Consider the following 26,397-nt stretch of genomic DNA (forward strand, 5'->3'; position numbering starts at 1 on the left):
TAAATAATAAAAAATAAAGGGATTTGTAAATATTTAAAGAATATTAAAACTATAATTGAATAGGAGGTGTATTATGGAAAGTTTATTTGTAAGTTTGGAAAAAGAGGTCTTTAGAGGAAATGTTTTAGATATTACTTATGAAAATGAGGGCATAATATATAACACAAATAAATATTATGATAATTTTATTGATGTAGATTATCTTGAAAGTGCATTAGCTAAAGAAGGTCAACTAGAAGAGCATTATGATAGCTGTATATTATTTTTTTCTTTAAATAAAGTTAAATCTAATAAGGAAAGGGAACATCTTTTTAATAAAATTTATAAGTCAATGAGAAAAAATGGATATATATATATATGGGATATAGAAAAAAGACCATTGCAAGTTTCTAATATAAATATAAGAGTTTCATTACCAGATAAAACACTAAGAAATTTAAAGGTGAATTTATATAATGTACTTAGTGATAATACACCAGAAAAAATTATAAATAATTTAAAGGATGATTTTGACATTGTAGAAATAATTACATCAAATGGTATCTTTAAAATTGTTGGTAGAAAGAAAGGATGTTAAAAAAATAATGAAAGTAGTTTTAGTCGCAGTAAATTCAAAGTATATCCACAGTAATCTAGCAGTTAGGTATTTGAAAGCATATACAAAGGATATGAAGTATCAATGTAATACCATGGAATTTTCAATTAACGATAGGGAAGAGCGTGTAGTAGAGGATATACTTCAAGAAAAACCTGATATTATAGGTTTTTCTTGTTATATATGGAATATAGAGTTTATAAAAAAGGTAGCAACACTTATAAAGCTTGTAGACAGCAAAATAGAAATTATATACGGTGGTCCAGAAACTTCATTTAGCCCAATTGAGTTTCTTGAAAATAATATTGGAGAGTATCTTATTGAAGGTGAAGGTGAAGAAACCTATAGAGAGTTAATCGATTTTAAAATAAATAATAAGATTAATGGAAATTATATTAATTGTAAGAACATAAAAGGATTATATTCAAAAGACGAAGGTCGTGTTTACTATGGTGGTAAAAGACCATTAATGAATATGAATAATATAGTTTTCCCTTATGGTATAGACGATGATTTAAAAAATAAAATAGTATACTATGAAGGTTCAAGGGGATGTCCATTTAACTGCAAATACTGTTTATCATCTACTACTCATGGAGTAAGGTTCTTGGAATTGGAGAGAGTTTTAAATGAATTACAATTTTTTATAGATAAAAAGGTTAAATTGGTAAAATTTGTAGATAGGACTTTTAACTGCAATAAAGTTTTTGCTAATGCAATATGGAATTACTTAATTGAAAATGGTGGAGAAACATGTTTTCATTTTGAAGTATCGGCTGACCTATTTAGCAATGAGTCGGTAGATATATTACGTGAAGCGCCTAACGGAATGTTTCAGTTTGAAGTAGGGGTACAAACTACAAACAATGAAATACTAAATAACATAAATAGAAGTATTAAATTTTCAACAATAAAGGAAAAGGTATTAGAGTTAAATAAACTAAATAATATAAAACAACATTTAGATCTTATAGCTGGATTACCTGGAGAAGATTTTAATTCATTTAGGAGGTCATTTAATGAAGTTTATGAAATAAGTCCAAAGGAGCTTCAATTAGGTTTTTTAAAGCTTTTAAAAGGTTCTCAGATGAGAGAAGAAAGCGAAGCATGGGGAATGATATATTCACCATATCCACCATATGAAATATTAAAAACTAAAGATATAAGTTACGATGAATTAATTATTTTAAAGAAAATTGAACATATGGTAGATAAATATCTCAATAGTGGTAAATTTTACAATATACTCAAATTTTTTTCAAGTAGTAAAAAATTTGAAGATATATTTGAGTTTTATTATGAACTATCAAAATTCTTTGATAGAAAAGGGTACTTTAAACGAAACATAGCTGCTGTTGATTATTACTATTTCTTTGTTGAATTTAATAAATTTATTAAAGCAGGAAATGAAGAATTGCTATTGGACATCATTAGATATGAATATTTTTCACATAATAATACAAAATGGGTACCTGATTTCTTGAAAATGGATGTTATAAAGAGTGAGGAAAGGCGAATAAAACAAATTGTTATTGATAATAATTGTATAGAAAACATAAATAAAATAAGTGTATTTATGTTTAACTATAATATTAAAAAATTCATTAATGATGCATTAATAGAGAAATCACCCAATTATATAGCCTTTATTGGAAATCATTCCAAAGATAAAATATTTATTCCAAATAATGAACTTACTATGCGTTAATAAGTCAAGTTAAATATTTGTTATTTTAAAAAGTACAATATATTAAATTTTTATTTTTGCTAATATAATATTGAACAAATTATTTAATTTGTTATAATATATTTTAATATATTATTTAAAATGTTCTTTAATTCCATATTATAAGTTATTAAATACCGCTTACGAAGATGCTATATAATTTAAGTATATGTGTTTATTTATATAGCATTTACATAAGTGATACTTATAAAATTAATTTAATCTTTAAAGGTGGTGATATTTTGGCACTAGAAGCAATTAATAAAATACAAGAAGCAGAAACTAATGCAAATACTATAATTGAGAAAGCAGTAGAAGTGAGCAAAGAAATTATTAATACTGCACTAATTGAAGGAGATAAAGAGTATAACACTATCATTGAAGACGCCATGTTAAAAGCAAAGCAAATGAAAGAAAATGCTCTTATTCAAGGAAAAGAAGACTCACAGCCATTTATAATTCATGGTGAAAAAGAGGTTGATAAAGTATTAAATACACCTCAATCAAAAATCGATTTAGCTGTTAGTTTAGTAATTGAGAGGATAGTGAAGTTCAATGGCAATAGTTAAAATGAATAAATTTATGCTCTTAGCCTTTGAAAACAAAAAAAAATCTTTACTTGAAAAACTACAATCTTTTGAAAATGTTCAATTTATAGATTTAAATAATCAAGATATTAATGAATTGAATCAATTAAAAAAAGATAATTCAAGTATTGAAATTTCGGAAGTAGAAGGTGAATTATCAAAAGTAAAATTTATTATTGAACTCTTAAGTAGCTTTAGTGAGAAAAGTAATGCATTAAAAAGTTTAAAGGAAGGCAAAAGAATTTATACTTATGATGTATTGGAACAGATCACAAGCACATCTAAATGGAAGGATGTGTATAAGGAATTAAAGCAAAAGAATGATAAGATAAATAAGAATACAAATCATATAACTAAGTTAAAAGGTGATATATTAGAATTAGACCCTTGGATAAACTTAGATGTAGCTTTAAAGGACGTAAGAGATTTAAAGTCTACGGAAGTAATATTAGGTGAGGTTACTAAGGTGAACGTTGATAAACTTCAACTAAATCTTGAAGAAACCATTGAAAATTGTTATTTCGAAAATATAAGTAGTAATGGTAAAAATAGCTACATAATGGTAATAGTTCAAAAAAATGATGTCATAAGTGTAGAACAGCTATTGAAGATTTATAACTTTGCTAAAGTTGATATTCATTGCGAAGGAATACCTAAAGATATTATAAAAGAATATGGGCAGATAATAGATTTGATAAAAAATGAAAATGAATCTATTATAGAGAGTATTAAAACTTATACAATGCAATTAGAAGAATTTAAAGCAATTTATGAATTCTATAATTGTTTGCTTTCAAGATTAGAATCTACGGAGAATTTTCTGAGAAGTAAAAATATTATTGCAATAGAAGGGTATTATCCAACAGTATTACATGAAGAGTTAGAAGATATGCTTAAAAATACGGTAGGTGATAATTACTACCTTGAGTCAAAATCTGCCGATGGTGATGATGTTCCAGTAAAACTTGAAAATAATACAGTATTTGAACCCTTTGAAGCGATTACATCTATGTACAGTGTACCTAAATATAAAGAAATAGATCCAACACCACTGTTTGCACCATTTTATATTTTCTTCTTTGGAATGATGCTATCAGATGCAGGTTATGGATTTGTAATGTTTGTAGGTACATTGATAGCTCTTACTAGATTTAACCTAGATGATGATATGCGAAAGTCAGTGAAAATGTTCTTTTTACTTAGTATATCAACTATATTCTGGGGAATAATGTATGGAAGTTACTTTGGTGATTTCTTAGGTATAAAACCACTCTGGATGAATCCAGCAGATGATGTTAGTTTACTTATGATTGTATCTGTTGTTATGGGACTAATTCAAATATATGTAGGTCTTGGAATAAAGGCTTATATGCAAATAAGAGATAAAGATGTCATAGGAGCTATTTTAGATGTAGGATTATGGTATTTAACTCTTACAGGAGCTATTATATGGGCTTTAGGTGGCTTTGGGTATGCTGAGACTCTAGGAATTGCAACTATTGGAGTTAATGTAGCAAAGTATGCAACTATTGTTGGAATGATAGGAATTGTTCTTACACATGGTCGTAAGGAAGAATCAGTTGGTGGAAAGCTAGGTCAAGGTTTATATTCTTTATATGGTATTACATCTTACGTAGGTGACTTAGTATCCTATACAAGACTTGCAGCATTAGGACTTGCAACTGGATTTATAGCCTATGCCTTTAATATTATGGTAGATATGGTTTCTACATCATGGGCAACTGTAATATTTGGAGTAATAATTTTTGTTTTTGGACACGTATTTAACTTATTTATTAATGCGCTTGGTTCATATGTTCATACAAGCAGATTACAATACCTTGAATACTTCGGAAAGTTTTATGAGGGCGGAGGTAATGCCTTCCAACCTTTGAAATATAATTCTAAGTACTTTAAAATATTAAAAGAGAAAAATTAGGAGGAATATTATTATGATGGAATTTTTAGAACTATACGGTGGAATAGTTATTGGAACAATGGGTGTTGCCCTTGCAGCAGCTTTACCAGGAATAGGATCAGCAAAGGGTGTTGGTATAGTTGGTGAAGCAGCTACAGGACTTTTAGCAGAAGAACCAGATAAGTTTGGTAAAGCCTTAATTCTTCAATTACTTCCAGGTACACAAGGGTTATACGGATTTGTTATAGCACTTTTAGTATCACTTCAATTAACACCAGATATGTCTTTAGCATCTGGATTCTACTTATTTGCAGCATGCCTTCCAATAGCATTTGCAGGATGGAAATCAGCAATATCACAAGCTAAAACAGCGGCAGCCGCAGTACAAATACTTGCTAAGAGACCAGAACACAATACAAAAGGTATAATCTTAACTGTTATGGTTGAAACCTATGCATTATTAGGATTCGTAATGTCTTTATTACTAGTAATGAGTGGTAACTTTTAATTAAGGAAGTGAAAAATATGTCTAATTTAGATAATCTTACTTCTAAAATTATAGGGGATGCGGAAGTAAAGAAAACAGAGATTTTAAATGAAGCTAAAGTGAAGGCTGATATATTAATAAAAAACAAAATAGAAGAAGCAAAGAGAAAAGCTTCTTCTATTTTAGAAAAATCAACCTTGGAAAGCAAGTCTATTAAAGATAGAATTGTTTCAAAAACTGAACTCGAAATAAGAAATAACAAACTACAAGCTAAGCAACTGGTTATTGGTAAAGTATTTGAAGTTGCAAAAGAGAAGCTAAAAGCTATGGGTCCAAAAGAGTTTAGTGAATTTATGAAGAATGCCATTATGACTTTAGATATTGAAGGTGATGAGGAAATAATAATAAGCAACGAAGATAAAGCTAAATTACCAGATGACTTTTTAAAGTTGATAAACAATGGTCTTTTAGATGCTAAAAAATTAGGGGAATTAACCTTCAGTAACAAAAATTATCCTATTAATAGTGGATTCATAATAACGAAGAATGGAATTGAAATTAATAATTCTTTTGATGAATTAGTAGATTCCCTTCGATATGAATTAGAATATGAGGTTGGAAAAATATTGTTTTTAGAAAAGTAAGGAGGTATTTAAATGGACAGAATGGATTTTACCCATGTTGTAGCTCGATTAAGGGTTATTGAAAAAAGACTCCTTGATAAGAATAAAGTTGAAAGATTACTAGATAGTGAAAGTTCAGAAGAGGTTTTGAAGATATTACAAGAAACTACCTATGCAGAATTAATAAATAATCTAGATTCAGTTTACAACTATGAAAAAATCCTTAAGGAAGAACTGGTTAATCTTTATATTAATTTATATAAAATATCTCCGATAAAAGAAGTTATAGATGTAATGAGCTTAAGGTATGATTATCATAATATAAAAGTTTTAATAAAGGCAAAGGCATTGAGAAAAGATCTTTCTAGCATTTTAATTCCCATTGGCACTATACAGTTAGAATCTTTGAAAAGTTGTATATTATCAAGTGAATTAAAACCTTTAGGTAAACATATTGGAGGAATTATTACAAAGGTAGAAGAGGAATTTAATAAGAATGCTGATCCTCAAGTAATAGATACTCTTTTAGATAAATATATGTTTCAAGATATGTTAGAAATAGCTAAGAATATTGAAATTAACTTTATTACAGAGTATGTAACTCAATCTATAGATATAACTAATATAAAAACAATGCTTAGGGTTAAAAAACAAAATAAAGATAGAAGATTTTTAGAAAGTGTACTAATAAGTGGAGGAACTATTAAAGAGGAGTTATTTATAAATGGATTAAATGAATCATTAGAGAACTTTACAAGTAAAATTTCTAGAACACCTTATTTTAAGGTATTACATTCCATTTTAGAAGAATATACATCTACTGGAAATATTTCATCGTTAGATGTACTATATGACAATTATACTATTGAACATGCAAGAGGTGCTAAACGCGTAAACTTTGGACCAGAACCTATTATTGCATATATTATTGCAAAAGAAACTGAAATAAAGATAATTAGAATTATAATGGTAGGTAAGATTAATAAGGTTAATACCGAAGTTATAAGAGAAAGGTTGCGTGAGCTGTATGCATAAAATAGGTGTAGTTGGTGATAAAGATTCTATACTAGCATTTAAAGCCTTAGGTATTGATGTTTATCCAGCCGTAGAAGCAGAAGAAGCTAGAAAAATTATAGATAAAATGGCTTTTGAAAATTATGCTGTAATATTTTTAACTGAGCAATTGGCTCAACACTTAGAAGATACTATTGAGAGGTATAATAAAAAACTTATACCTGCAATTATTTTAATACCTAGCAATCAAGGTACATTAAATATAGGCAAACAGAGAATCAGTGATAATGTAGAAAAGGCTGTAGGGGTAAATATCTTATAGAAAGGTAGGTAAGAAACTTGAAGAATGGTACTATTGTTAAAGTTTCAGGTCCATTAGTAGTTGCTAAGGACATGGATAATGCTAATATATTTGACGTTGTAAAAGTTGGTGTAAAAGGTCTTATTGGTGAAATTATTGAAATGAGGGGAGATAAAGCTTCAATCCAGGTATATGAAGAAACATCTGGTATAGGTCCAGGAGACCCCGTTGTTACAACAGGAGAGCCACTTAGTATTGAACTTGGTCCAGGACTAATTGAATCAATGTTTGATGGAATACAAAGGCCACTTAATGCCATGCAGAAGGCTGCTAATTCACCATTTCTAAAAAAGGGGATTGCAGTTAAATCTCTAGATAGGACAAAGATGTGGGAGTTTAATCCTATAGCCAGTATTGGAGATGATGTAGAGCCGGGGGATATAATAGGTACAGTACAAGAAACAGCTGTAATATTGCATAAAATAATGGTTCCATATGGAGTTAAAGGGAAGATTACAGATATTAAATCAGGTAACTTTACTATTGAAGAGATTATTTGCGAAGTAGAGACGGAGAATGGGATTAAAAGCTTGCCTATGATGCAAAAATGGCCAGCTAGAAAAGGAAGACCTTTTGCAAGTAAGCTGAAACCTATAGAGCCAATGGTAACAGGACAAAGAGTAATTGATACATTTTTTCCAGTAGCAAAAGGTGGAGCTGCAGCAGTACCAGGACCATTTGGAGCTGGAAAAACAGTGGTTCAGCACCAAATAGCTAAATGGGGAGATACAGAAATTGTTGTTTACGTTGGTTGTGGTGAACGTGGTAACGAGATGACAGACGTTTTAAATGAATTCCCAGAATTAAAGGACCCTAAAACTGGCGAGAGTTTAATGAAGAGAACAGTTCTAATAGCAAACACATCCAATATGCCTGTTGCTGCTCGTGAAGCTTGTATCTATACAGGTATAACAATTGCTGAGTACTTTAGAGATATGGGATATTCAGTATCCATTATGGCTGATTCTACATCTAGATGGGCAGAGGCTTTAAGAGAGATGTCAGGTAGACTTGAAGAAATGCCTGGGGATGAAGGATATCCAGCTTACTTAGGATCAAGACTAGCTGATTATTACGAAAGAGCTGGTAAAGTTATATGTCTAGGTAAAGATGGTAGACAAGGAGCCGTTACTGCAATTGGAGCTGTATCACCTCCTGGAGGAGATTTATCTGAGCCAGTTACACAATCTACATTAAGAATAGTTAAGGTGTTTTGGGGACTAGATGCTCAACTTGCATATAAACGTCACTTCCCTTCAATAAACTGGTTAAATTCATATTCTCTATACTTAGATAGCATAGGAGAATGGATGGATGAAGAAGTAGCACCTGATTGGTCTAAGTTAAGAATAGAGGCAATGACTTTATTACAAGAAGAGGCTGGACTTGATGAGATTGTTAGATTGGTTGGTATAGATGCATTATCTGAAAAAGATAGATTAAAGCTTGAAGTAGCTAAATCTGTAAGAGAAGATTATTTACAACAAAATGCTTTCCATGAAGTTGATACATATGCTTCATTAAACAAACAGCATAAAATGTTAAAATTAATTCTTTTATTTAAAAAAGAAGCTGAGCATGCTTTAGATTCAGGTGTATATTTGGATAAAATTTTAGGGTTAAAAGTTAGAGATAAAATTGCTAGAAGTAAATATATAGCAGAAGATAATATGAACGCTATTAGTGAGATCGCTGATGAATTAGGGATAGAAATGAATAAATTAATTAGCGAAGGAGGGGTTCTAAATGCTTAAGGAGTATAGAACAGTTACAGAAGTAGTAGGACCTTTGATGGTTGTTGAAGGCGTTGAAGGCGTAAAATATGATGAGTTAGTTGAAATTGAATTACAGACAGGCGAGAAGAGAAGAGGAAAGGTCTTAGAAGTTAATGGTTCTAAGGCTATGGTTCAACTATTCGAAGGTTCATCTGGAATTAACTTAAAAGGAACTAAAGCTAAATTTCTAGGAAGACCGCTTGAACTCGGTGTATCAGAAGATATGCTAGGTAGAATTTTTGATGGTATGGGAAATCCAAATGATAATGGTCCTAATATAATAGCGGAAAAGCGAGTAGATATAAATGGTGAGCCTATTAATCCAGTATCAAGGGATTATCCATCTGAATTTATTCAAACGGGAATATCAGCAATTGATGGACTAAATACTTTGGTAAGAGGACAAAAATTACCTGTTTTTTCTGGATCAGGACTTCCACATGCACAGTTAGCAGCTCAAATAGCACGTCAATCTCAAGTGTTAAATTCAGATTCAAAGTTTGCCGTTGTGTTTGCTGCAATAGGAATAACTTTTGAGGAGGCACAGTTTTTTGTAGATGAATTTAAAAAGACTGGAGCTATAGATAAATCAGTGTTATTTATGAATTTAGCTTCTGACCCAGCTATAGAGAGAATAGCTACTCCAAGAATGGCACTAACTACTGCAGAATATTTAGCTTATGAAAGAGGTATGCATGTACTTGTTATAATGACTGATATAACAAACTATGCTGAAGCATTAAGAGAAGTGTCTGCCGCAAGAAAAGAAGTACCAGGTAGACGTGGATATCCAGGATATCTTTACACGGACCTTTCAACATTATACGAAAGAGCTGGAAGATTAAAAGGTAGAGAAGGTTCAATTACTCAAATACCTATTCTTACAATGCCAGAAGATGATAAGACACATCCAATTCCTGACCTTACAGGGTATATTACAGAAGGTCAAATAATTCTTTCAAGAGAATTATATCAAAAGGGCATAATGCCTCCTATAGATGTATTACCTTCGCTTTCAAGACTTAAAGATAAAGGTATAGGTAGAGGTAAAACAAGAGAAGATCATGCAGATACTATGAACCAACTATTCTCAGCATATGCACAAGGTAAACAAGCAAAAGAATTATCAGCAATTTTAGGGGAATCTGCACTTTCAGATGCAGATAAAAAATATGCAAAATTTGCTGAAGCTTTTGAAAATCAATATGTTTCTCAAGGATTCAATACAAATAGAAGTATAGAAGAAACTCTATCTCTAGGATGGAAGCTTCTAAAAATACTTCCTACAACTGAACTTAAGAGAATTAGAGATGAATACCTTGAAAAGTATATGCCAAAGGGAGATGAAGAGTAGAACATGGCAAGATTAAATGTCAATCCTACTAGAATGGAGCTATCCAAACTAAAAAAAAGGTTAGCAACAGCAACTAGAGGTCATAAGCTTCTTAAGGATAAGCAAGATGAATTAATGAGAAGGTTTATAGAACTTGTAAAGTATAATAATAAACTACGCTCAGAAGTTGAAGATAAATTACAAGATGCATTTAAAGATTTTCTTATGGCATCAGCAGCAATATCTCCTGAGTTTTTAGAAGAAGCTATTTCCTTTCCTAAGGAAAGCATTTCTTTAGAGTTATCTGAGAAGAATATTATGAGTGTTAATGTTCCAGTTATGAATTTTGTAAGGAAACTTGAAGGAGATTCAGGTAGTATTTATCCTTATGGATTCTATAGCACATCGTCAGAGCTAGATAATTCAATTGAGCAACTTTATTTAATACTACCTAAACTTTTAGAACTTGCTGAAGTTGAAAAGTCTTGTCAACTTATGGCTGATGAAATTGAGAAAACAAGAAGAAGGGTAAATGCTCTAGAATATATGACAATACCACAGCTTCAAGAAACAATTAAGTACATCAAAATGAAGCTAGATGAAAATGAAAGAGGTGCTTTAAGTCGTCTAATGAAAGTTAAAGATATGATGGAAAAAGCACAAGATATGCAAAATGCATAGTAATACATCAACTTACTGATTAAAGGCTGCTGACACTACATAATGTCAGCAGCCTTTTTCTAGTCTAAAAGAGTATTATGAAAGTTGTGAAAAATATTGAAAGATTAAAGAAATTATGGTTTTAATGATTTTATTATAATTATTTATATAAGACTATTTTTTGTTAAGACAATATAAGAATCTAATTAGATTTACCCCTGCAAGACCTACTAAAATATAAATTGATCTAGATAATATGTCTGAGAAACCAAAAACAAAATGAATTAAATCAAAGTTGAATAATCCAAATATTCCCCAGTTAATTGCACCTATAATAACAAGTATAAAAGATATTTTGTCTAGTAGACTAATTTTACACATATAAACTCCCCCTAAATAAGTATATCAATCTAACATAATATTTTCATATAGATTTTATAGTTTATATATATGAAGTTTTTGGTTAAAATAGAACAGTGAAAACTTCTTAATATCAATAGTAACACGAATTTTAAATAGACTTTTAACTATAAAATATGTTATAATTCTGAATGATAATGGATAAAAAAATTTTTTTGTACGGAGGTTATTATGAGAAATACATATAATTCACCACTTAATACGAGATATGCATCAAAAGAGATGAGTTACATCTTTTCAGATGAAATGAAATTTAAAACTTGGAGAAAGCTTTGGGTTGCATTAGCAGAAGGTGAGCAAGAGTTAGGATTAAACATTACAGATGAACAGATAAAACAACTTAGAGATAATATTGATAATATTGACTACGAATTAGCATCATCTAAAGAAAAAGAAGTTAGACATGATGTAATGAGCCACGTTTATACTTATGGTGTTGCTGCACCACTTGCTAAGGGTATAATACACTTAGGAGCTACTAGCTGTTATGTAGGTGATAACACTGACTTAATTACTATGCGAGATGGTCTTATATTAATTAGAAAAAAAATAATAAATGTATTAGAACAACTAAGTAACTTTGCAATGAAGTACAAGGATCTTCCAACTTTAGGATTTACACATCTTCAACCTGCACAGCTTACAACAGTAGGTAAAAGAGCTAGCCTTTGGATGCAAGAGTTATTAATTGATCTTGAAAATTTAGATTTTGTAATAGAAAACATAAAATTCAGGGGTGTTAAGGGAACTACAGGTACTCAAGCAAGCTTTATGGCATTATTTAACAATGATGAAGAAAAGGTTAAGAAGCTTGATAACATAGTATGTGAAAAGATGGACTTTAAAAAATCATATCCTGTAACTGGTCAAACTTACTCAAGAAAGGTAGATTCTATAGTTTTAAACACTTTATCTGAAATAGCACAAAGTGCATATAAGTTTAGTAATGATTTAAGACTTCTTCAAAATATGAAAGAAATGGAAGAACCATTTGAGAAGAATCAAATCGGATCTTCTGCTATGGCATACAAAAGAAACCCAATGAGAAGTGAAAGAATTAGCGCATTGTCAAGATACGTAATCGTTAATTCATTAAATCCAGCTATAACTGCAGGTACTCAATGGTTTGAGAGAACCCTAGATGACTCTGCAAATAAGCGTATATCCGTTGCTGAGGCATTTCTAGCACTTGATGGAGTACTTAATCTATATATTAATATAACCTCTAATATGGTTGTATATGAGAAGGTAATAGCTGCTCACGTAAATAGTGAGTTACCATTCATGGCAACAGAGAATATTATGATGGAAGCTGTTAAACGCGGTGGAGACAGACAAGAACTTCATGAGAGTATAAGAGTACATTCAATAGCTGCAGCTAAACAGGTAAAAGAATTTGGTGAAAAGAATGATTTAATCGAAAGAATATTAAATGATAAATCGTTTGGACTATCAAAAGATGAAATTTTATCAATAATTGATCCAACTAAATTTACTGGAAGATCAAGCAGTCAAGTGGTTGAATTTATAGAAGAATACATTAAGCCAGTTTTAGAATCACATAAGGACGAACTTGGAGAAAAAGTAGAAATAACCGTATAATAAATGAAGCTGAAATATTAGATTATCTTAATATTTCAGCTTCATTTTATAATTTTGATATAAAGTTAGTAAGGTTATTGAACCTTATACAATCCGTTGCTTTCCATATACTTAAATATAGCTTCACCATGTTTTTGCTCTTCTTTTTGTATATGATTTAATACATCACGAACTTGAGTATCTCTAAACTCAAAAATTGTAGTATCGTAAGCTCCTGATACATATTTTTCTGTCATTAATAAATCAGTACACATATCAGTATCCGTTAAATTAACTTCACTTGTTTGGGTATTATTATTATTATTATTATTATTATTTGGGGTTGTAGGTTGATTTCCAGTATTTTGTTGTTGATTCATTTGTGGAATTGTACCATTTAATAATTGATTAATGCTATTAAGGTGAGTTCTTTCTTGTTGACCATTAGTATTGAATACTTGTTTTAATTCAGGGTCTTTAGCTTGATTTGCATAATTCGTATATTTTTCAATACAAATTTGTTCGTGTTTTTTTTGGTCTTCTAATAACATTTTTTCCTTTTGTGATAGTGTTATGTTCATAATAATATACCTCCAATAATATTTTGTTTAATATTTATTTTTATAATAGTACATATCCAATAATATTTTGCGTATAATTAATTATTTTATACGCAAAAGTAATGATTAGTGATTTGTATAAAATAACATCTAAAAATCACTTAAGTTAGAAGAGTTAAATATAAAGGTACTCGTTCTTTATGGGGAAGAGAGTTTTGAAGGTGTTTATGAAACGATAACAAATGTTGCTCAGATTTTAAATGTAAAGGAAACTGGAGATAAAGTTATAGGTGATATGAAGAAAAAGGTTGATTCTGTGACAGCAAAAGTTAAAGATGCAAATAAACCATCAGTTTATTATGTAGTTGGTTATGGCAAAAGTGGAGATTTCACCGCAGGAAAAGGCACTTTTATTGGAAATATGATTGAAATGGCAGGAGGATTAAGTATTACAGCATTATGTGCATTTATAGGAGCAGTAGTAACTGCTGTGACAGTTTATAATATAGCAAGAGTAGGTAGTAAGGTTCCAAGTACCTCATTACTTCTTTCTGGTGTAGCTATCAGTTTTTTATTATCTTCAATGATATCACTTATAATGATCTTTAGAAGAGAACATGTTGAAAGAATAGTGATGTGGACCATGGGAAGCGTATCGACGGCAAGTTGGAATCAAGTTTTAGTGTTGCTTCCTGTTGTTATAGTTTCAACTATAATTCTATATTTTCTAGCAAGAGATCTCAATGTATTTCTTCTTGGTGAAGATAATGCAAAGACAATGGGAATAGAAGTTGGAAAGCTTAAAAAACATATCCTTTTCATATGTACCTTACAGGTAGCTGTTGCAGTTTCTGTAAGAGGTATTATTGGTTTTGTAGGTATTATTGTACCTCATGCTGTGAGAATTATTACTGGCTCTGATAATAGAATTGTAATACCTTTTTCAGCTTTGGGAGGTGCAATATTCCTAGTGATATGTGATACTATAGCAAGGTCTATAGTTCCTCCTGTTGAGATTCCTGTAGGTATAGTAACTTCCATATTTGGAGTCCCATTTTTTATGTATCTTTTATATAAAACAAAGAAGAAGGTGCTCTGATGTTTCAAAACGATTGTGCTGTAAATATAGAAAGCTTAAACTTTGCTTTTGAGCAGGAAGAAATACTAAATAACATAAATTTAAAGATAGAAAAAGGGAAATTTTATTCAATCTTAGGACCTAACGGTTCTGGTAAAACAACTCTAATTAAAAATGTTTGTAAGATATTGAGCTCAAAATACGGAAATATTTATGTAGATAATAAGGGCATAAGACGATTAGGAAGCCGAGAAATGGCAAAAGAAATGGCACTTGTACCTCAAAATACCACGGTAGAATTTGATTTTTCCGTATTGGATATTGTACTTATGGGGAGGACTCCCTATATATCCAGGTTTTCAACGGAAAGTGAAGAAGACTTGAGAATAGTTCAAGCTGCAATGGAAGCGACAAATATTTGGCATCTGAGGCATAAAAGCATAAATTCCTTAAGTGGAGGAGAAAGACAGCGGGTAATCGTTGCTAGAGCTATTACTCAGGAAACAGATATTATACTGCTTGATGAACCTATATCAAGTTTAGATATTTATCACCAAGTGGAGATACTTAATACTATAAAAAAATTGAACTTAAAAAAGAATATTACTATTATAGCAGTACTTCATGATCTTAATCTTGCAGCGGCTTACAGTGACCCAATAATTATGATGCATAAAGGCAGAGTGTACAGTCAGGGCACACCGGAAGAAATTTTAATGTAACTTTGATTGATGGGGCAGAGGTTAAGGTTATAATTAAAGAAGGTGCCAGTTGGAGTGATTTAAGTCACCTTAACTGGCTTTTTTACATTTGTTCAAAACGTGGAGTAATATACGTCAAATATATACACGTATTGGGGTTTTTATGTATAAAAAGAGGCGAAAAAACCTTATTGCAATTAAAGGTAAAAAATAAATTATATATACCTATGATGACTTAGGAAGAATTCTACGCTCCATCAATGGAAATGGCAAGAACATTCATATCATTAGAAAATAAAGGATTTTCACCTCTCTTTGTAGAATATATAACGTCGTGAAATGTAAGTTTCACGACGTTATATCATAAATATTAAAAGGGGGATAATTTATGAATAAAAAATCTAGTTATATGTATGATAAAACACTTCCAGAAATTTTAAAAGAATATTTAAACTACCTATCTTCAGTCAAAGGAATTTCAAATAATACAATTGTAGCTTATTGCTATGATTTAAGTTTATTTTTTAAGTTTCTTAAAGTTTATAATAGAAAAGTAACTCTATCTGAGACATTACTTTTTGAGAATATCCCTATTAATGATATTTGTTCTGACTGCCTAGATGAATTACAGTTAATGGATTTTTATGCCTATCTATCCTTTTTAGAGAATATGAGAGAAAATGGTAGTTACGCAAAAGCAAGGAAAGTTGCATCTTTAAAATCTTTTTTTCATTATTTATACTCTAAATCCAAGGTTATTTCTAAAAATCCTACTTTGGAACTTGAGAGTCCTAAAATTGGAAAGCGCTCCCCTATTTATTTGACGCTAGATGAAAGTAAGGATTTGCTTTCAGCAGCTAACAATAGAGATAAAAACTCACCTAGAGATTTATGTATTATTACCCTATTTTTAAATTGTGGTCTAAGATTATCAGAACTATGTAGCATTGATTTATCTAATGTTAAAGGCGATGTATTAACGGTTGTAGGTAAAGGAAATAAAGAAAGGACAGTTTATCTTAACAAAGCATGCATTAAATCAATTAATAAGTATTTATTTGTAAGAAATGAAATCTGTGATAAAGTTCATTTTGAGGATAAAAATGCTTTATTTATTAGTGGTAAGTACAAAAGGATTAATAAAAGAACTGTGGAAAGAATAATTAAGAAATATGTTTCTGCTGCTGGGCTAGATGCGGATAAATACACTCCACACAAGTTAAGGCACACATCAGCTACCTTATTACATAAGCATGGTGGGGTTGATATTAAAACATTACAAGAGATCTTAGGTCATGAAAATATTAGTACAACACAAATTTATGTGCACGTGGATGATGAAACCTTAAGAAATGCTATAAATATTCATCCTCTTGGAGATGAATAATATAAGTATAAAGTTCAACTAGCATACTAACTTAGTGACTTATTATAATAAACAAATAAATCAATTAGTTGTAGAAATTTCATCAAATGTATAAAAGGTTAATTGTAACAAAACAATTAACCTTTTATACATTTTCAGATTATAATTTAGTACCATACATTAAATTATAATCTGATGAACATGTTTATCTTTTATGAAGTACATATAATCCTGGGAACTGTTCTGATATATCACTGTCTGAATCTAAATCCTCTAATAGCTCTCCCATACCTTCTATATCATCTATATAGTCCCAATTGTCTTCATTATCGAGAGCATCTATGTATGGAGTATTTTCTTCAGTTTTTAAATCTTCATAGAAGTCTTCTGTTGATTCCATGGTATCAAAATCACTAAAGTGTTCTATATCAATTTTTATTTCCGTTTCTTTGTTTTTATCAAATACTTCATCTATCTTTATTGCCTTAACATCATATCCTTCTAGTTCTAAGCACTTACTGCAGTTATCGCAAATCTTATCTTTATTATATTCACATATATTACATTCACCACAATCAGCACATATTTTTTTCATATCAAAAATACATTGTTTCATATTAATCACTACCTTTTTAATTACTTTTTAAGTCATTAGATTATTGTAACAAACCTAAAGAAAAACTTCAATAAAAATCATAAAACACAGTATATTTTATAATTTTTAGGTAGACAATTTTAAAAGTATAAATTATTATATATTTATATGTTTTTTACATAAAGAATATTTTTAGGAGGTTGGAAATATGGCAAATTCGTATTCTTTTGACGTTGTGTCAGAAATTAATATGCAAGAGGTGGATAATGCTATTAATCAGGCAATAAAGGAAATTAAACAACGATATGATTTTAAAGGTACAAAGACAGAGATTACATTGGTAAAAGAAGAAGTTAAAATTGTATCTGATGATGAATTTAAATTAAATGGAGTAATAGATGTTCTTATATCTAAATTAATTAAAAGAGGTATATCTCCAAAAGCGCTTGATGTAGGCAAAATAGATGCTGGGTCTCTTGGTACAGCAAAAGTTACTTGCAAATTAGTAAAAGGTATTGCCATGGATAAGGCTAAGCGTATGGTTGCAGATATTAAATCAAGTAAGCTAAAAGTTCAGGCTCAAATAATGGATAACCAATTAAGAATAACAGGTAAAGATAAAGATGAGCTACAAGAAACAATGCAACTTTTAAAATCTAATGATTATGAAATCGCTATACAATTCACGAATTATAGGTAATTTTGCGGTAATAAGGTAAGAAATATGTTCTTTGTTTATATTTTTTATAAATTAATTAAAATTTTACTATGAATTTATAAAAAAATAAGCTATAATAAATTATACATTAACTATTAATGTATAATTTAATTGTAATTGGATAATTTAATAATGTATACAATTTATAATAGTTAAATATATAAATTATTTTATTACTTAAAAAAATCAATAATAAACATTAGGAGGAAATATCATGAAATCAACAGGTATAGTAAGAAAAGTAGATGAACTAGGGAGAATTGTAATACCAATAGAATTAAGAAGAACGTTAGATATTGAAATAAAGGATGCTTTGGAGATATATGTTGACAGAGATCAAATAATATTAAAAAAATATGAGCCAGCATGTTTATTCTGTGGAAATGCTAGAAATGTTACAAACTACAAGGGTAAAAACATTTGTGAAGAATGCTTAGACACAATAGCTAAAATCAAAGAATAATAAAAGTTAAAAATCTTTTAAGATAAATATAAGATAGTTAAGCACTTTGAATTATTATATGAGAATATTTTAATTCAAAGTGCTTTTTTATACCTAATATATATGCAAATATTGTAATTAATTGACTATATTCAAAAAAAAGCATATAATTATTCGAGAGTCTAATAATAGTTGAGATTCTTATAATTTAATTTAGGAGTGATTTTTTGGAAGCTTATGAAGATTTACAGATAGATCAAATAGAGAAATTGCTAAGAAAAATTTGTTTTTATATAAAGAAAAAAGGAAGAACTATACTTGAAGATTATGACATTACACCAGCTCAATTTGAGGCTTTACAAATAATTATAAATCATAATGAGGTAACGATTAGTGAACTTAGCAACAAATTATATCAAGCACCTAGTACTATTACAGATTTGATTGATAGAATGGAAAGTAAGGAACTGGTTCAAAGAATTAGAGATTGTAAGGATAGAAGAATAGTACGTATAAAGTCTCTAGAAAAAGGTAATCAGATTCTAGAAGCTGTATTAGTTGAAAGATGTAAATTTTTGGATTATGCACTTAAAAATGTATCTGAAGATGATAAAAATAATTTCACACAATATTTAGATATATTACAGAAAGCTTACACTGAAGGTAAATAAGGGATGAAAATAATGTATTTTACAACAATAAACGCTGATAAATTCTAATTCATAGAATTTATCAGCGTTTTTACTATAATGTGATTTATAATTTATCAGTGTTATTGAAGTTGTTAGCAGAAAGTTTTAATAATAAATTCTCTTTATCTGAAATTAAGGTAGCTATTTTATCATCAAACTGAGATTTTAAAATCCATATTTTCTCTCTATACTCCTCCTCCTTTTGTAGTAACTTTTGTTGTTGTAATAGATTTAATTCCTGTTCTATTAAAGAGATTTTTTTATCATGATTAATTTCTTGTTCTCTTAATTTATTTTCGTAGAAAGATTTTGTTTCTGCAAGTTGTCTATCTATTAATATTTTTTCCTCACTCACCCTTTCAATTTGATTTAAATAACCTTCTGTTTTTTTTATTGATAGGGTTAAATCTTCTTTAAGTCCTTGATTTAATAACTCAAGTTTTTCTGAAGCGTTTTTATATTCCGTTAGTTTTGTGTTTTTTTCCTTAAGCATTATATTAAGATCTTTATATTCTCTTAAATTGTCTTTTTCTTTAATTAATAGATTTTTATATTCATTAATTGTTTCTTTGAGATTTTTGTTATCTAAATTTAAAACATGAACCTTTTTTTCTAGATTGATCCCCTCTTCTTCTAATTTGTTACTTTTAATATGTTCATCATCTAAAGTTAATTTGAAATTATTGGTTAACTCTAAGGATTTTATCTTATTTTTTTCAATAATATTAATATAAATATCTAGTACTCTTTTTATAATAATTTGAAGTTCATCCAAATCATTTTTAATGTAATCAACATCACACGAAACTTTATTAACTTCATAAGACTTGATTATTACATCCATGAACTCTTTGTTGTTTACACCATGCTCTTCAGCTAATGTTAAAAATTTTTCTTTTAAATCATCATTAATTCTTACGCTTAAAATTGAATCCATATAAACACTTCCTTAATAAACATTTTTACTATAATATGTAGTATACTACAATTAACACATGTATACAATGGTTTATTCATGTATACATGTGTTTACAATGATGAAATAAACTTAAAACAACTACATTCATTCAATATAACTAACATTATATTGAATGAATGTGAAATACACTTTGTTATTCGAAAATATAGGTTTACATAATATAATTTAGTATTACCGAAAAGAGGTAGCGATATATTAAAATGATAACTGAGGCTATATGGATGAAAATTAAAATGAGTAACTTGAATTAAGTGAAATATAGAATTGTTAACGTTAGTTAAGCTACAATAAGAAAACCAGCTAACAAATTAGCTGGTTTTCTTATTGTATTATTTATTGTATTTTACAGGAGTGTTATAATTAACCCCAAAGGTATCTACTGTAATAGATTTAATTTTAATATCAGCTATAGGTTTATCATTTTTAGTTTCTGAGGATGCAATTTTATCAATTTCATCTATGCCTTCAATAACTTTTCCAAAAGCAGCATACTCCCCATCTAAATGAGGGGAATCTGAATGCATGATAAAGAATTGAGAACCAGCTGAATTTTTATCTTTACCTCTAGCCATAGATATAACCCCTCTTTCATGAAGAATATCATTACTAAAATTATTTTTAGAGAATTCACCATAGATAGAGTAACCACAATCACCGGTACCATTTCCGGTAGGATCACCGCCTTGAATCATAAATCCAGATATTACTCTATGGAATATTAATCCATTGTAAAATTCGTTATTAGCAAGAGTTATAAAGTTTCTTACTGTATTAGGGGCTATTTCCGGATAAAGTTCTACTTTAATAATACCGCCATTCTCCATTTCTATGGTAGCAACAGGATTTTCTTCAGTGGGTTTTTTTTCAGTTTCTTTAGATAAATATATTTTATCATTTACATCTAAATTACTATCAGAACCATTATCTGAAGTTTTTGAAGAATAACTACAGCCAACTAATAGTAGTGAAATCGCAACTGAAACAAGTAAAGTGCAAAGTATTCTTTTTTTCATTTTATAATATCTCCTTTTATGTATTTTACTTTATAAGTGTATCATTATGTTGTAAATAGTTAAATACTTATTTAAGTAACATCTTCTTTATATATGGGTATTCATTATAAAAAAAACATCTAAGCATTTAAAGCTTAGATGTTTTTTTTAGTTAAGTCATTTTGTTCTAGATAATGCTTAAATTTTTCTTTCCAAGATTCATAAAGTTTATTATCAATATTGTATAAATAATAGAAAAACTCTCCTAAACTATCACGTTTGTAAATACCTTTCATCAAATGACGCGGATAAGGCATATATCTATCAAAGTTATCTTTGGGGTCTATAACTTTAATAGAGAAATCATTTTGTACATAAAGATCTTTACATCTTATATCAAGTTTCTTATATTTTAATCTGTCAAAGTCTTTTATTAAATCAACTATGCTTTGCACTAACTTTTGATTTAAAGGATTGTGATTTAAATATTTATCCATTCGTATACCATCAACAAACTCTCTTATAATAAAATAATCTCCGTAATCAAAAACTTGAGGAAAAGAACTGCACTTACTTGAAGCTTTAAGAATCTCATATTCAGTTTTACACACATCTTCATCATTAAATATTTTTATAATTGTGTTTGAATTAATCTGATATACGACTCCGTTATTACCTTTCCCTAAAAACTCTGAAGATTTTATAATAGTTTCTACTTCATCACTTAAGTAAATTCGATTTGTAAAATGTCTAGACATAAACCCTCCTACTATAGAGCTATAATAAATTATATGCTAAATATTAGAGGTATATTAGTTCTAACACTATTTTTTCTTTTTACCTTTATTAGAATTGTGAATATTCTTATTAAGATTGCTACTAACATTTTTCTTAGAAGGGCCACTTACATTTTTAGTAGTTTTAATAACACGACCAACGTCTTCTAACTTTCCATGAGATAATGTTTTTTCACAAAGAATAAAGTTAAATTTACTAGCAAAACTTTTAATTTGTATAATCTCTTCAGGTGTAACTATTGATATTACTACCCCCACTTTATCAGCACGAGCTGTTCTACCACTTCTATGAAGATAAGTGTTCATATCCTCGGGTAAGTCTACATTAAATATATGAGTTATTCCGTCTATATCTAATCCACGAGCTGATAAATCTGAGGAAACAAGAAGATTTATTTTTTCAGTTTTGAAATCATTCATAGCTTTTTGTCTTTCATTTTTTGAAAAACTTCCGTGAATTCCATCTACTTTTAATCCATGATATTGTAATTTAGAAGTAAGCGTTTCAATTTCCTCAGTTTTATTAATAAATGCTATGGCTTTCTTTGGTGTTATACTTGCCATAAGTTTTCTAATAGTTAAAACTTTATCTCTTCTGTCACATACTACATATAAATGAGTAATATTAGGATTTACAGTTGTATCATTATTACACTTTATGATCTCAGGTGATTTCATAATTTCGTTACCTATAGCTATAGTTTCCTCTGTAAGCGTAGCTGAAGTCATTAAAAGTTGTCTATCTCTCATAGTCGTCTTAATAACATCTTTTACCACATTGTAGTTATTCTGATCTAGTAATTTATCACATTCATCTACTACAATAGTTTTTACTGCATGAGCAGATATTTTCTTTAATTTAATAAGTTCAAGAATTCTCCCTGGTGAACCTATTACAAATTGAGGTTTATCTCTTAATTTCTCAACTTGTCTCTTTATATTTACATCTCCCATTATTACTATTGATTTAATATCTAGGTTTGATTTATCAGCTAACTTAGATATTACTTCATTTACTTGAAGTGCAAGTTCATGGGTTGGAACTAATACTATAAATTGATTTTCTCTTTTATCATAATTAATCTTTTCAATTAATGGAAGTAAATAAGCTAAAGTTTTTCCACTTCCTGTTTCACTTTGCATCATTATATCAAGTTTTTCGCTAATTTTTTCTATGGATAATTCTTGTATTTTAGTTGGCTCCGTAATATTTAGTTCTTTTAAGGAATTTATTATGTTGGAATTTATTCCTAATTCTTCGAATTTTTTCATATACTCATCTCCAATTTTATATTATATAAATTAATTAAAAAACAAATTTTATAGTAGAACATAAGTTTGATATTTGATTTTTTATATGGTATAATTATCAAGATTGAGAGGTGTTTTCATGATTGATATTAAGAGTACTAAACAATCTGAAATTTACGAGTTTATAAAAAATCAAGTTAACGCTAAAGGCTATCCACCTTCAGTTAGAGAAATATGTGAGGCTGTAAACCTAAGTTCAACATCTACAGTTCACGGACATCTTACTAGACTTGAAAAAAAAGGACTAATAAGACGTGATCCAACAAAACCAAGAGCTATTGAATTATTACAAGAACCACATATGAGAAAAGAAATGGTTGATATACCGATTATTGGTAAAGTTACAGCTGGAATACCAATTCTGGCAGAAGAAAGTATAGAGGATTATTTAACAATTCCACTTAGCTTTGTGAAAAGTAATAATGAATTATTCATACTTAAGGTACAAGGTGAAAGTATGATAGAAGCTGGTATATTAGATAGAGATCTAGCTATAATAGAAAAAACTTCTGTTGCTGTAAATGGAGACATTATAGTGGCATTGATAGAAAATGAAGCTACTATAAAGAGATTTTTCAAAGAAGATGGATATATTAGATTACAACCTGAAAATTCTACTATGACCCCAATTATTGTAGATGACTGCAAAATACTCGGTAAACTTTCGGGAATCTATAGAAAATATTAAGAAGCTAATTATAGCTTCTTAATTTTTTTATGATAAAATTTTTGAAATTGCAATTAAAACTCCAATTTTCCCATGGTCAAAAGTTAATCCACCTTGTAAATAAGCAATATATGGTTCTCTTATTGGTGCATCAGCAGATAATTCTATAGAAGAACCTTGAATAAATGCACCAGCAGCCATAATTACTTCGTCTTCATACCCAGGCATAGACCATGGTTCACATTCTACAAATGAATCAATTGGGGATCCAGATTGTATACCCTTACAAAATTTAATCAATTTTTCTTTGTCATTAAATTTTATAGCTTGTATAATGTCACTACGTTTAGTATTGTATTTAGGAAGTACCTCAAATCCTAAAAGTTCCATTGTTCTAGAACAGAATATTGCAGTTTTAACAGCCTCTATAGCTACATGAGGAGCTAAAAACAATCCTTGATACAAAGTTCTCATAACTCCAAATGTAGATCCACATTCTCCACCTATTCCAGGTATTGTTAATCTGTATGAAGCTTGCGTTACGAATTGCTCTTTTCCTGCTATGTAACCACCAGTAGGTGCAATTCCTCCACCTATGTTTTTAATAAGCGATCCTGCAATTAAATCAGCTCCTACATCTGTAGGTTCAATAGTGTCTATAAATTCTCCATAACAGTTATCTACAAAACAAATAACTTCATTTCTTATTTTCTTAGCGGCTTTTATTATTAGCCCTATTTCATCTACTAGCAATGAGTTTCTCCACCCATAACCTGTAGATCTTTGTATATGTACCAGCTTTATACTTGAATCCTCATTTAATAACTTTTCCATTTCAGCTATATTTACTTTACCTTCTTTTGTTAACTCCAATTGCTTGTAGTTTACACCACATTCTTTTAATGATCCAATATTTTTGTCTTTTGTTATACCTATAATATTATGTAATGTATCATAGGGAGAACCACAAACCGTAAGCATAGTATCTCCTGGTCTCAAATTACCAAATAGTGAACATCCAATTGCATGGGTTCCATTTACAAAGTGTGGACGAACTAGAGCTGCTTCGGTATTAAATATTCTAGCAAAGACTTTATCTAAAGTATCTCTTCCAATATCACCATAACCATAACCACTTGAATTAGTAAAATGCATATCACTAATTCTTTCTTCCTGAAATGCACTTAAAACTTTAAGTTGATTATATTCACGAATATTATCCATAATACTAAATTGACCTTTAATATCCTCTAACGCTTGTTCTGAAACATTAAAGATATCTTCATTTATCTTAAAGTTATTTATTAAAAACTCTTTAGTTATATCTATCATAAAAAATCGCTCCTTAAACACAAAATATCATAATAATACTATCATAGCTATAGATATTAAGCAAATATAACATAGTATTCTATACTATATTTATATAAAAACTAGTATATGCTAAAGAGAATTTATTTTAGTTGCTTTCTTTTCCTTAAAATCACTAATAATGAAATCAGATACCTCAACATCATCTGAAAAATTATCTTTGTTAACCCAAATAACACGAGGATCTTTTCTAAACCAAGTAAGTTGTCTTTTAGCATAGTTTCTGCTAAATTGTTTTATATTTTCTATAGCCTTATCCTTAGATATATTTCCATGCAAGAATTCAAGTAATTCCTTATAGCCAATTCCCTTCATTGATTGCATATCAATGGTATAACCTTGATTTTCTAAACTAATTATTTCTTCTATCAAACCTTGCTCTATCATTATGTCAACGCGTTTATTAATTCTTTCGTAGAGTTTTTCTCTATCCATATTTAATGCATAATAATAAATATTATAAGGTACATTGTAGATTTTATCGTTTTTAGCAGACTCTGAAATTGGAATACCAGTAACTCTATACACTTCTAATGCTCTTATAACCCTTTTAAGGTCATTTGGATATAGTTTGTTATAACTTATATCATCAACATTTTTAAGCATGTTATGGATATAATCAACGCCATTTTCTAGAGCTAGTTTTTCAAGTTCTTTTCTGTAGTTTTCATTTTTATTAGTTTCTGCAAAACTATAATTACAAATTAATGAATTTATATAAAGACCAGTTCCTCCTACAACCATAGGAAGATTGTTATAGTCGCTTATCTGATTAATTTTTTCTTTTGAAATGCTACTAAATTCTGCAACACTAAAATTTTCACTAGGATCTAAAAAGTCTATTAAATGATGTTTAATAGACATCATATCCTTAGGTTTAATTTTAGCAGAACCAATATCCATTTTTTTATAAATCTGCATTGAGTCAGCGGATATAATTTCGCCACTAAGTTCTTTAGCTATACTTAGTGATATAGCTGTTTTACCTATTCCTGTAGGACCTGCTAGTATAAATAAGTCTTTCATGGTTATAACCCTTTCTTATCTA

Annotated in this window: 28 protein-coding genes and 1 pseudogene; 20 read left to right on the forward strand and 9 right to left on the reverse strand. The window is 29.1% G+C overall.

Annotated elements, in window-relative coordinates:
• The first annotated feature begins 73 nt into the window (after positions 1–73).
• From RSD37_RS07600 to RSD37_RS07650, 11 genes are all read left to right on the forward strand, one after another.
• Positions 74–577: a hypothetical protein gene (locus RSD37_RS07600; protein WP_346946118.1), complete on the forward strand. Its 504-nt coding sequence runs from the start codon at positions 74–76 to the stop codon at positions 575–577.
• A 7-nt stretch (positions 578–584) separates the two neighbouring features.
• Positions 585–2,303 (forward strand): radical SAM protein, encoded by a 1,719-nt coding sequence (locus RSD37_RS07605; protein ID WP_346946119.1) that lies wholly within the window; start codon positions 585–587, stop codon positions 2,301–2,303.
• A gap of 260 nt (positions 2,304–2,563) precedes the next feature.
• On the forward strand, positions 2,564–2,890 hold the full coding sequence (locus RSD37_RS07610) for a V-type ATP synthase subunit H (RefSeq protein ID WP_346946120.1): 327 nt from the start codon (positions 2,564–2,566) through the stop codon (positions 2,888–2,890).
• Entirely contained in the window at positions 2,877–4,847 is a 1,971-nt protein-coding gene (locus tag RSD37_RS07615) for a V-type ATP synthase subunit I (protein WP_346946121.1), read from the forward strand. Before RSD37_RS07610 ends, RSD37_RS07615 begins: the two co-directional genes overlap by 14 nt.
• Before the next feature lie 13 nt (positions 4,848–4,860).
• Positions 4,861–5,334, forward strand: a complete 474-nt coding sequence (locus RSD37_RS07620) for a V-type ATP synthase subunit K (RefSeq protein WP_346946122.1) — start codon at positions 4,861–4,863, stop codon at positions 5,332–5,334.
• A gap of 17 nt (positions 5,335–5,351) precedes the next feature.
• Positions 5,352–5,957, forward strand: a complete 606-nt coding sequence (locus RSD37_RS07625; protein ID WP_346946123.1) for a V-type ATP synthase subunit E family protein — start codon at positions 5,352–5,354, stop codon at positions 5,955–5,957.
• 12 nt (positions 5,958–5,969) lie between these two features.
• On the forward strand, positions 5,970–6,971 hold the full coding sequence (locus RSD37_RS07630; RefSeq protein ID WP_346946124.1) for a V-type ATP synthase subunit C: 1,002 nt from the start codon (positions 5,970–5,972) through the stop codon (positions 6,969–6,971).
• Entirely contained in the window at positions 6,964–7,272 is a 309-nt protein-coding gene (locus tag RSD37_RS07635) for a V-type ATP synthase subunit F (RefSeq protein ID WP_346946125.1), read from the forward strand. The genes RSD37_RS07630 and RSD37_RS07635 overlap by 8 nt, the downstream gene beginning before the upstream one ends.
• Positions 7,273–7,289: 17 nt before the next feature.
• On the forward strand, positions 7,290–9,065 hold the full coding sequence (locus RSD37_RS07640; protein WP_346946126.1) for a V-type ATP synthase subunit A: 1,776 nt from the start codon (positions 7,290–7,292) through the stop codon (positions 9,063–9,065).
• A complete protein-coding gene (locus RSD37_RS07645) occupies positions 9,058–10,440 on the forward strand; it encodes a V-type ATP synthase subunit B (RefSeq protein WP_346946127.1) in 1,383 nt (460 codons plus the stop codon). Before RSD37_RS07640 ends, RSD37_RS07645 begins: the two co-directional genes overlap by 8 nt.
• Positions 10,441–10,443: 3 nt before the next feature.
• Positions 10,444–11,100, forward strand: a complete 657-nt coding sequence (locus tag RSD37_RS07650; RefSeq protein WP_346946128.1) for a V-type ATP synthase subunit D — start codon at positions 10,444–10,446, stop codon at positions 11,098–11,100.
• Between the two features lie 153 nt (positions 11,101–11,253).
• Here RSD37_RS07650 and RSD37_RS07655 read toward each other — a convergent pair whose 3' ends face one another.
• Positions 11,254–11,460 carry a DUF378 domain-containing protein gene (locus RSD37_RS07655; RefSeq protein WP_346946129.1) on the reverse strand — a complete coding sequence of 69 codons (207 nt, stop codon included), beginning with the start codon at positions 11,458–11,460 and terminating at the stop codon, positions 11,254–11,256.
• 210 nt (positions 11,461–11,670) lie between these two features.
• Between RSD37_RS07655 and purB the strand changes: the two genes are divergently transcribed.
• Positions 11,671–13,101 (forward strand): adenylosuccinate lyase, encoded by a 1,431-nt coding sequence (gene purB, locus RSD37_RS07660; protein ID WP_346946130.1) that lies wholly within the window; start codon positions 11,671–11,673, stop codon positions 13,099–13,101.
• Positions 13,102–13,175: 74 nt separating this feature from the next.
• Here the strand turns inward: purB and RSD37_RS07665 are convergent, their stop codons facing one another.
• Positions 13,176–13,661, reverse strand: coding sequence for a spore coat protein (locus RSD37_RS07665; RefSeq protein ID WP_346946131.1), 486 nt, complete (start codon positions 13,659–13,661; stop codon positions 13,176–13,178).
• Positions 13,662–13,815: 154 nt separating this feature from the next.
• On the opposite strand from RSD37_RS07665, the pseudogene RSD37_RS07670 reads away from it, so the two are divergent.
• From RSD37_RS07670 to RSD37_RS07685, 4 genes and pseudogenes are all read left to right on the forward strand, one after another.
• A pseudogene (locus RSD37_RS07670) lies at positions 13,816–14,082 on the forward strand (ABC transporter substrate-binding protein); the annotation flags it as partial.
• The gene (locus RSD37_RS07675) at positions 14,071–14,739 is read left to right on the forward strand and encodes an iron ABC transporter permease (RefSeq protein ID WP_346946189.1); all 669 of its coding nucleotides are present in this window, start codon (positions 14,071–14,073) and stop codon (positions 14,737–14,739) included. The pseudogene RSD37_RS07670 and the gene RSD37_RS07675, both read left to right, overlap by 12 nt.
• Positions 14,739–15,440, forward strand: coding sequence for an ABC transporter ATP-binding protein (locus RSD37_RS07680; RefSeq protein WP_346946132.1), 702 nt, complete (start codon positions 14,739–14,741; stop codon positions 15,438–15,440). Before RSD37_RS07675 ends, RSD37_RS07680 begins: the two co-directional genes overlap by 1 nt.
• Positions 15,441–15,807: 367 nt before the next feature.
• Complete coding sequence (locus tag RSD37_RS07685; protein ID WP_346946133.1) at positions 15,808–16,806, forward strand: tyrosine recombinase XerC; 999 nt, start codon at positions 15,808–15,810, stop codon at positions 16,804–16,806.
• A 184-nt stretch (positions 16,807–16,990) separates the two neighbouring features.
• Here RSD37_RS07685 and RSD37_RS07690 read toward each other — a convergent pair whose 3' ends face one another.
• Positions 16,991–17,401 carry a hypothetical protein gene (locus RSD37_RS07690; protein WP_346946134.1) on the reverse strand — a complete coding sequence of 137 codons (411 nt, stop codon included), beginning with the start codon at positions 17,399–17,401 and terminating at the stop codon, positions 16,991–16,993.
• 187 nt (positions 17,402–17,588) lie between these two features.
• Between RSD37_RS07690 and RSD37_RS07695 the strand changes: the two genes are divergently transcribed.
• The 3 genes from RSD37_RS07695 (at position 17,589) to RSD37_RS07705 (ending at position 19,211) form a co-directional block, all read left to right on the forward strand.
• On the forward strand, positions 17,589–18,080 hold the full coding sequence (locus RSD37_RS07695) for a YajQ family cyclic di-GMP-binding protein (RefSeq protein ID WP_346946135.1): 492 nt from the start codon (positions 17,589–17,591) through the stop codon (positions 18,078–18,080).
• Positions 18,081–18,312: 232 nt separating this feature from the next.
• Positions 18,313–18,561, forward strand: a complete 249-nt coding sequence (locus tag RSD37_RS07700; protein WP_346946136.1) for an AbrB/MazE/SpoVT family DNA-binding domain-containing protein — start codon at positions 18,313–18,315, stop codon at positions 18,559–18,561.
• A 206-nt stretch (positions 18,562–18,767) separates the two neighbouring features.
• Entirely contained in the window at positions 18,768–19,211 is a 444-nt protein-coding gene (locus RSD37_RS07705) for a MarR family transcriptional regulator (protein WP_346946137.1), read from the forward strand.
• 85 nt (positions 19,212–19,296) lie between these two features.
• Here RSD37_RS07705 and RSD37_RS07710 read toward each other — a convergent pair whose 3' ends face one another.
• The 4 genes from RSD37_RS07710 to RSD37_RS07725 form a co-directional block, all read right to left on the reverse strand.
• A complete protein-coding gene (locus tag RSD37_RS07710) occupies positions 19,297–20,169 on the reverse strand; it encodes a hypothetical protein (RefSeq protein WP_346946138.1) in 873 nt (290 codons plus the stop codon).
• Positions 20,170–20,540: 371 nt separating this feature from the next.
• A complete protein-coding gene (locus RSD37_RS07715) occupies positions 20,541–21,224 on the reverse strand; it encodes a peptidylprolyl isomerase (protein ID WP_346946139.1) in 684 nt (227 codons plus the stop codon).
• Between the two features lie 134 nt (positions 21,225–21,358).
• Complete coding sequence (locus RSD37_RS07720; RefSeq protein WP_346946140.1) at positions 21,359–21,961, reverse strand: protein kinase; 603 nt, start codon at positions 21,959–21,961, stop codon at positions 21,359–21,361.
• Positions 21,962–22,027: 66 nt separating this feature from the next.
• Entirely contained in the window at positions 22,028–23,272 is a 1,245-nt protein-coding gene (locus RSD37_RS07725; protein ID WP_346946141.1) for a DEAD/DEAH box helicase, read from the reverse strand.
• Between the two features lie 118 nt (positions 23,273–23,390).
• Here RSD37_RS07725 and lexA point away from each other — a divergent pair, with 118 nt between their 5' ends.
• A complete protein-coding gene (gene lexA, locus RSD37_RS07730; RefSeq protein ID WP_346946142.1) occupies positions 23,391–23,999 on the forward strand; it encodes a transcriptional repressor LexA in 609 nt (202 codons plus the stop codon).
• Between the two features lie 27 nt (positions 24,000–24,026).
• Here the strand turns inward: lexA and RSD37_RS07735 are convergent, their stop codons facing one another.
• Together RSD37_RS07735 and miaA are read right to left on the reverse strand one after the other, a co-directional pair.
• Positions 24,027–25,310 (reverse strand): methionine gamma-lyase family protein, encoded by a 1,284-nt coding sequence (locus tag RSD37_RS07735; RefSeq protein ID WP_346946143.1) that lies wholly within the window; start codon positions 25,308–25,310, stop codon positions 24,027–24,029.
• 111 nt (positions 25,311–25,421) lie between these two features.
• Positions 25,422–26,375, reverse strand: a complete 954-nt coding sequence (gene miaA, locus RSD37_RS07740; protein WP_346946144.1) for a tRNA (adenosine(37)-N6)-dimethylallyltransferase MiaA — start codon at positions 26,373–26,375, stop codon at positions 25,422–25,424.
• Positions 26,376–26,397: the final 22 nt, after the last annotated feature.

It is taken from the genome of Clostridium sp. (assembly GCF_036646415.1).
GTDB lineage: Bacteria > Bacillota > Clostridia > Clostridiales > Clostridiaceae > Clostridium_J.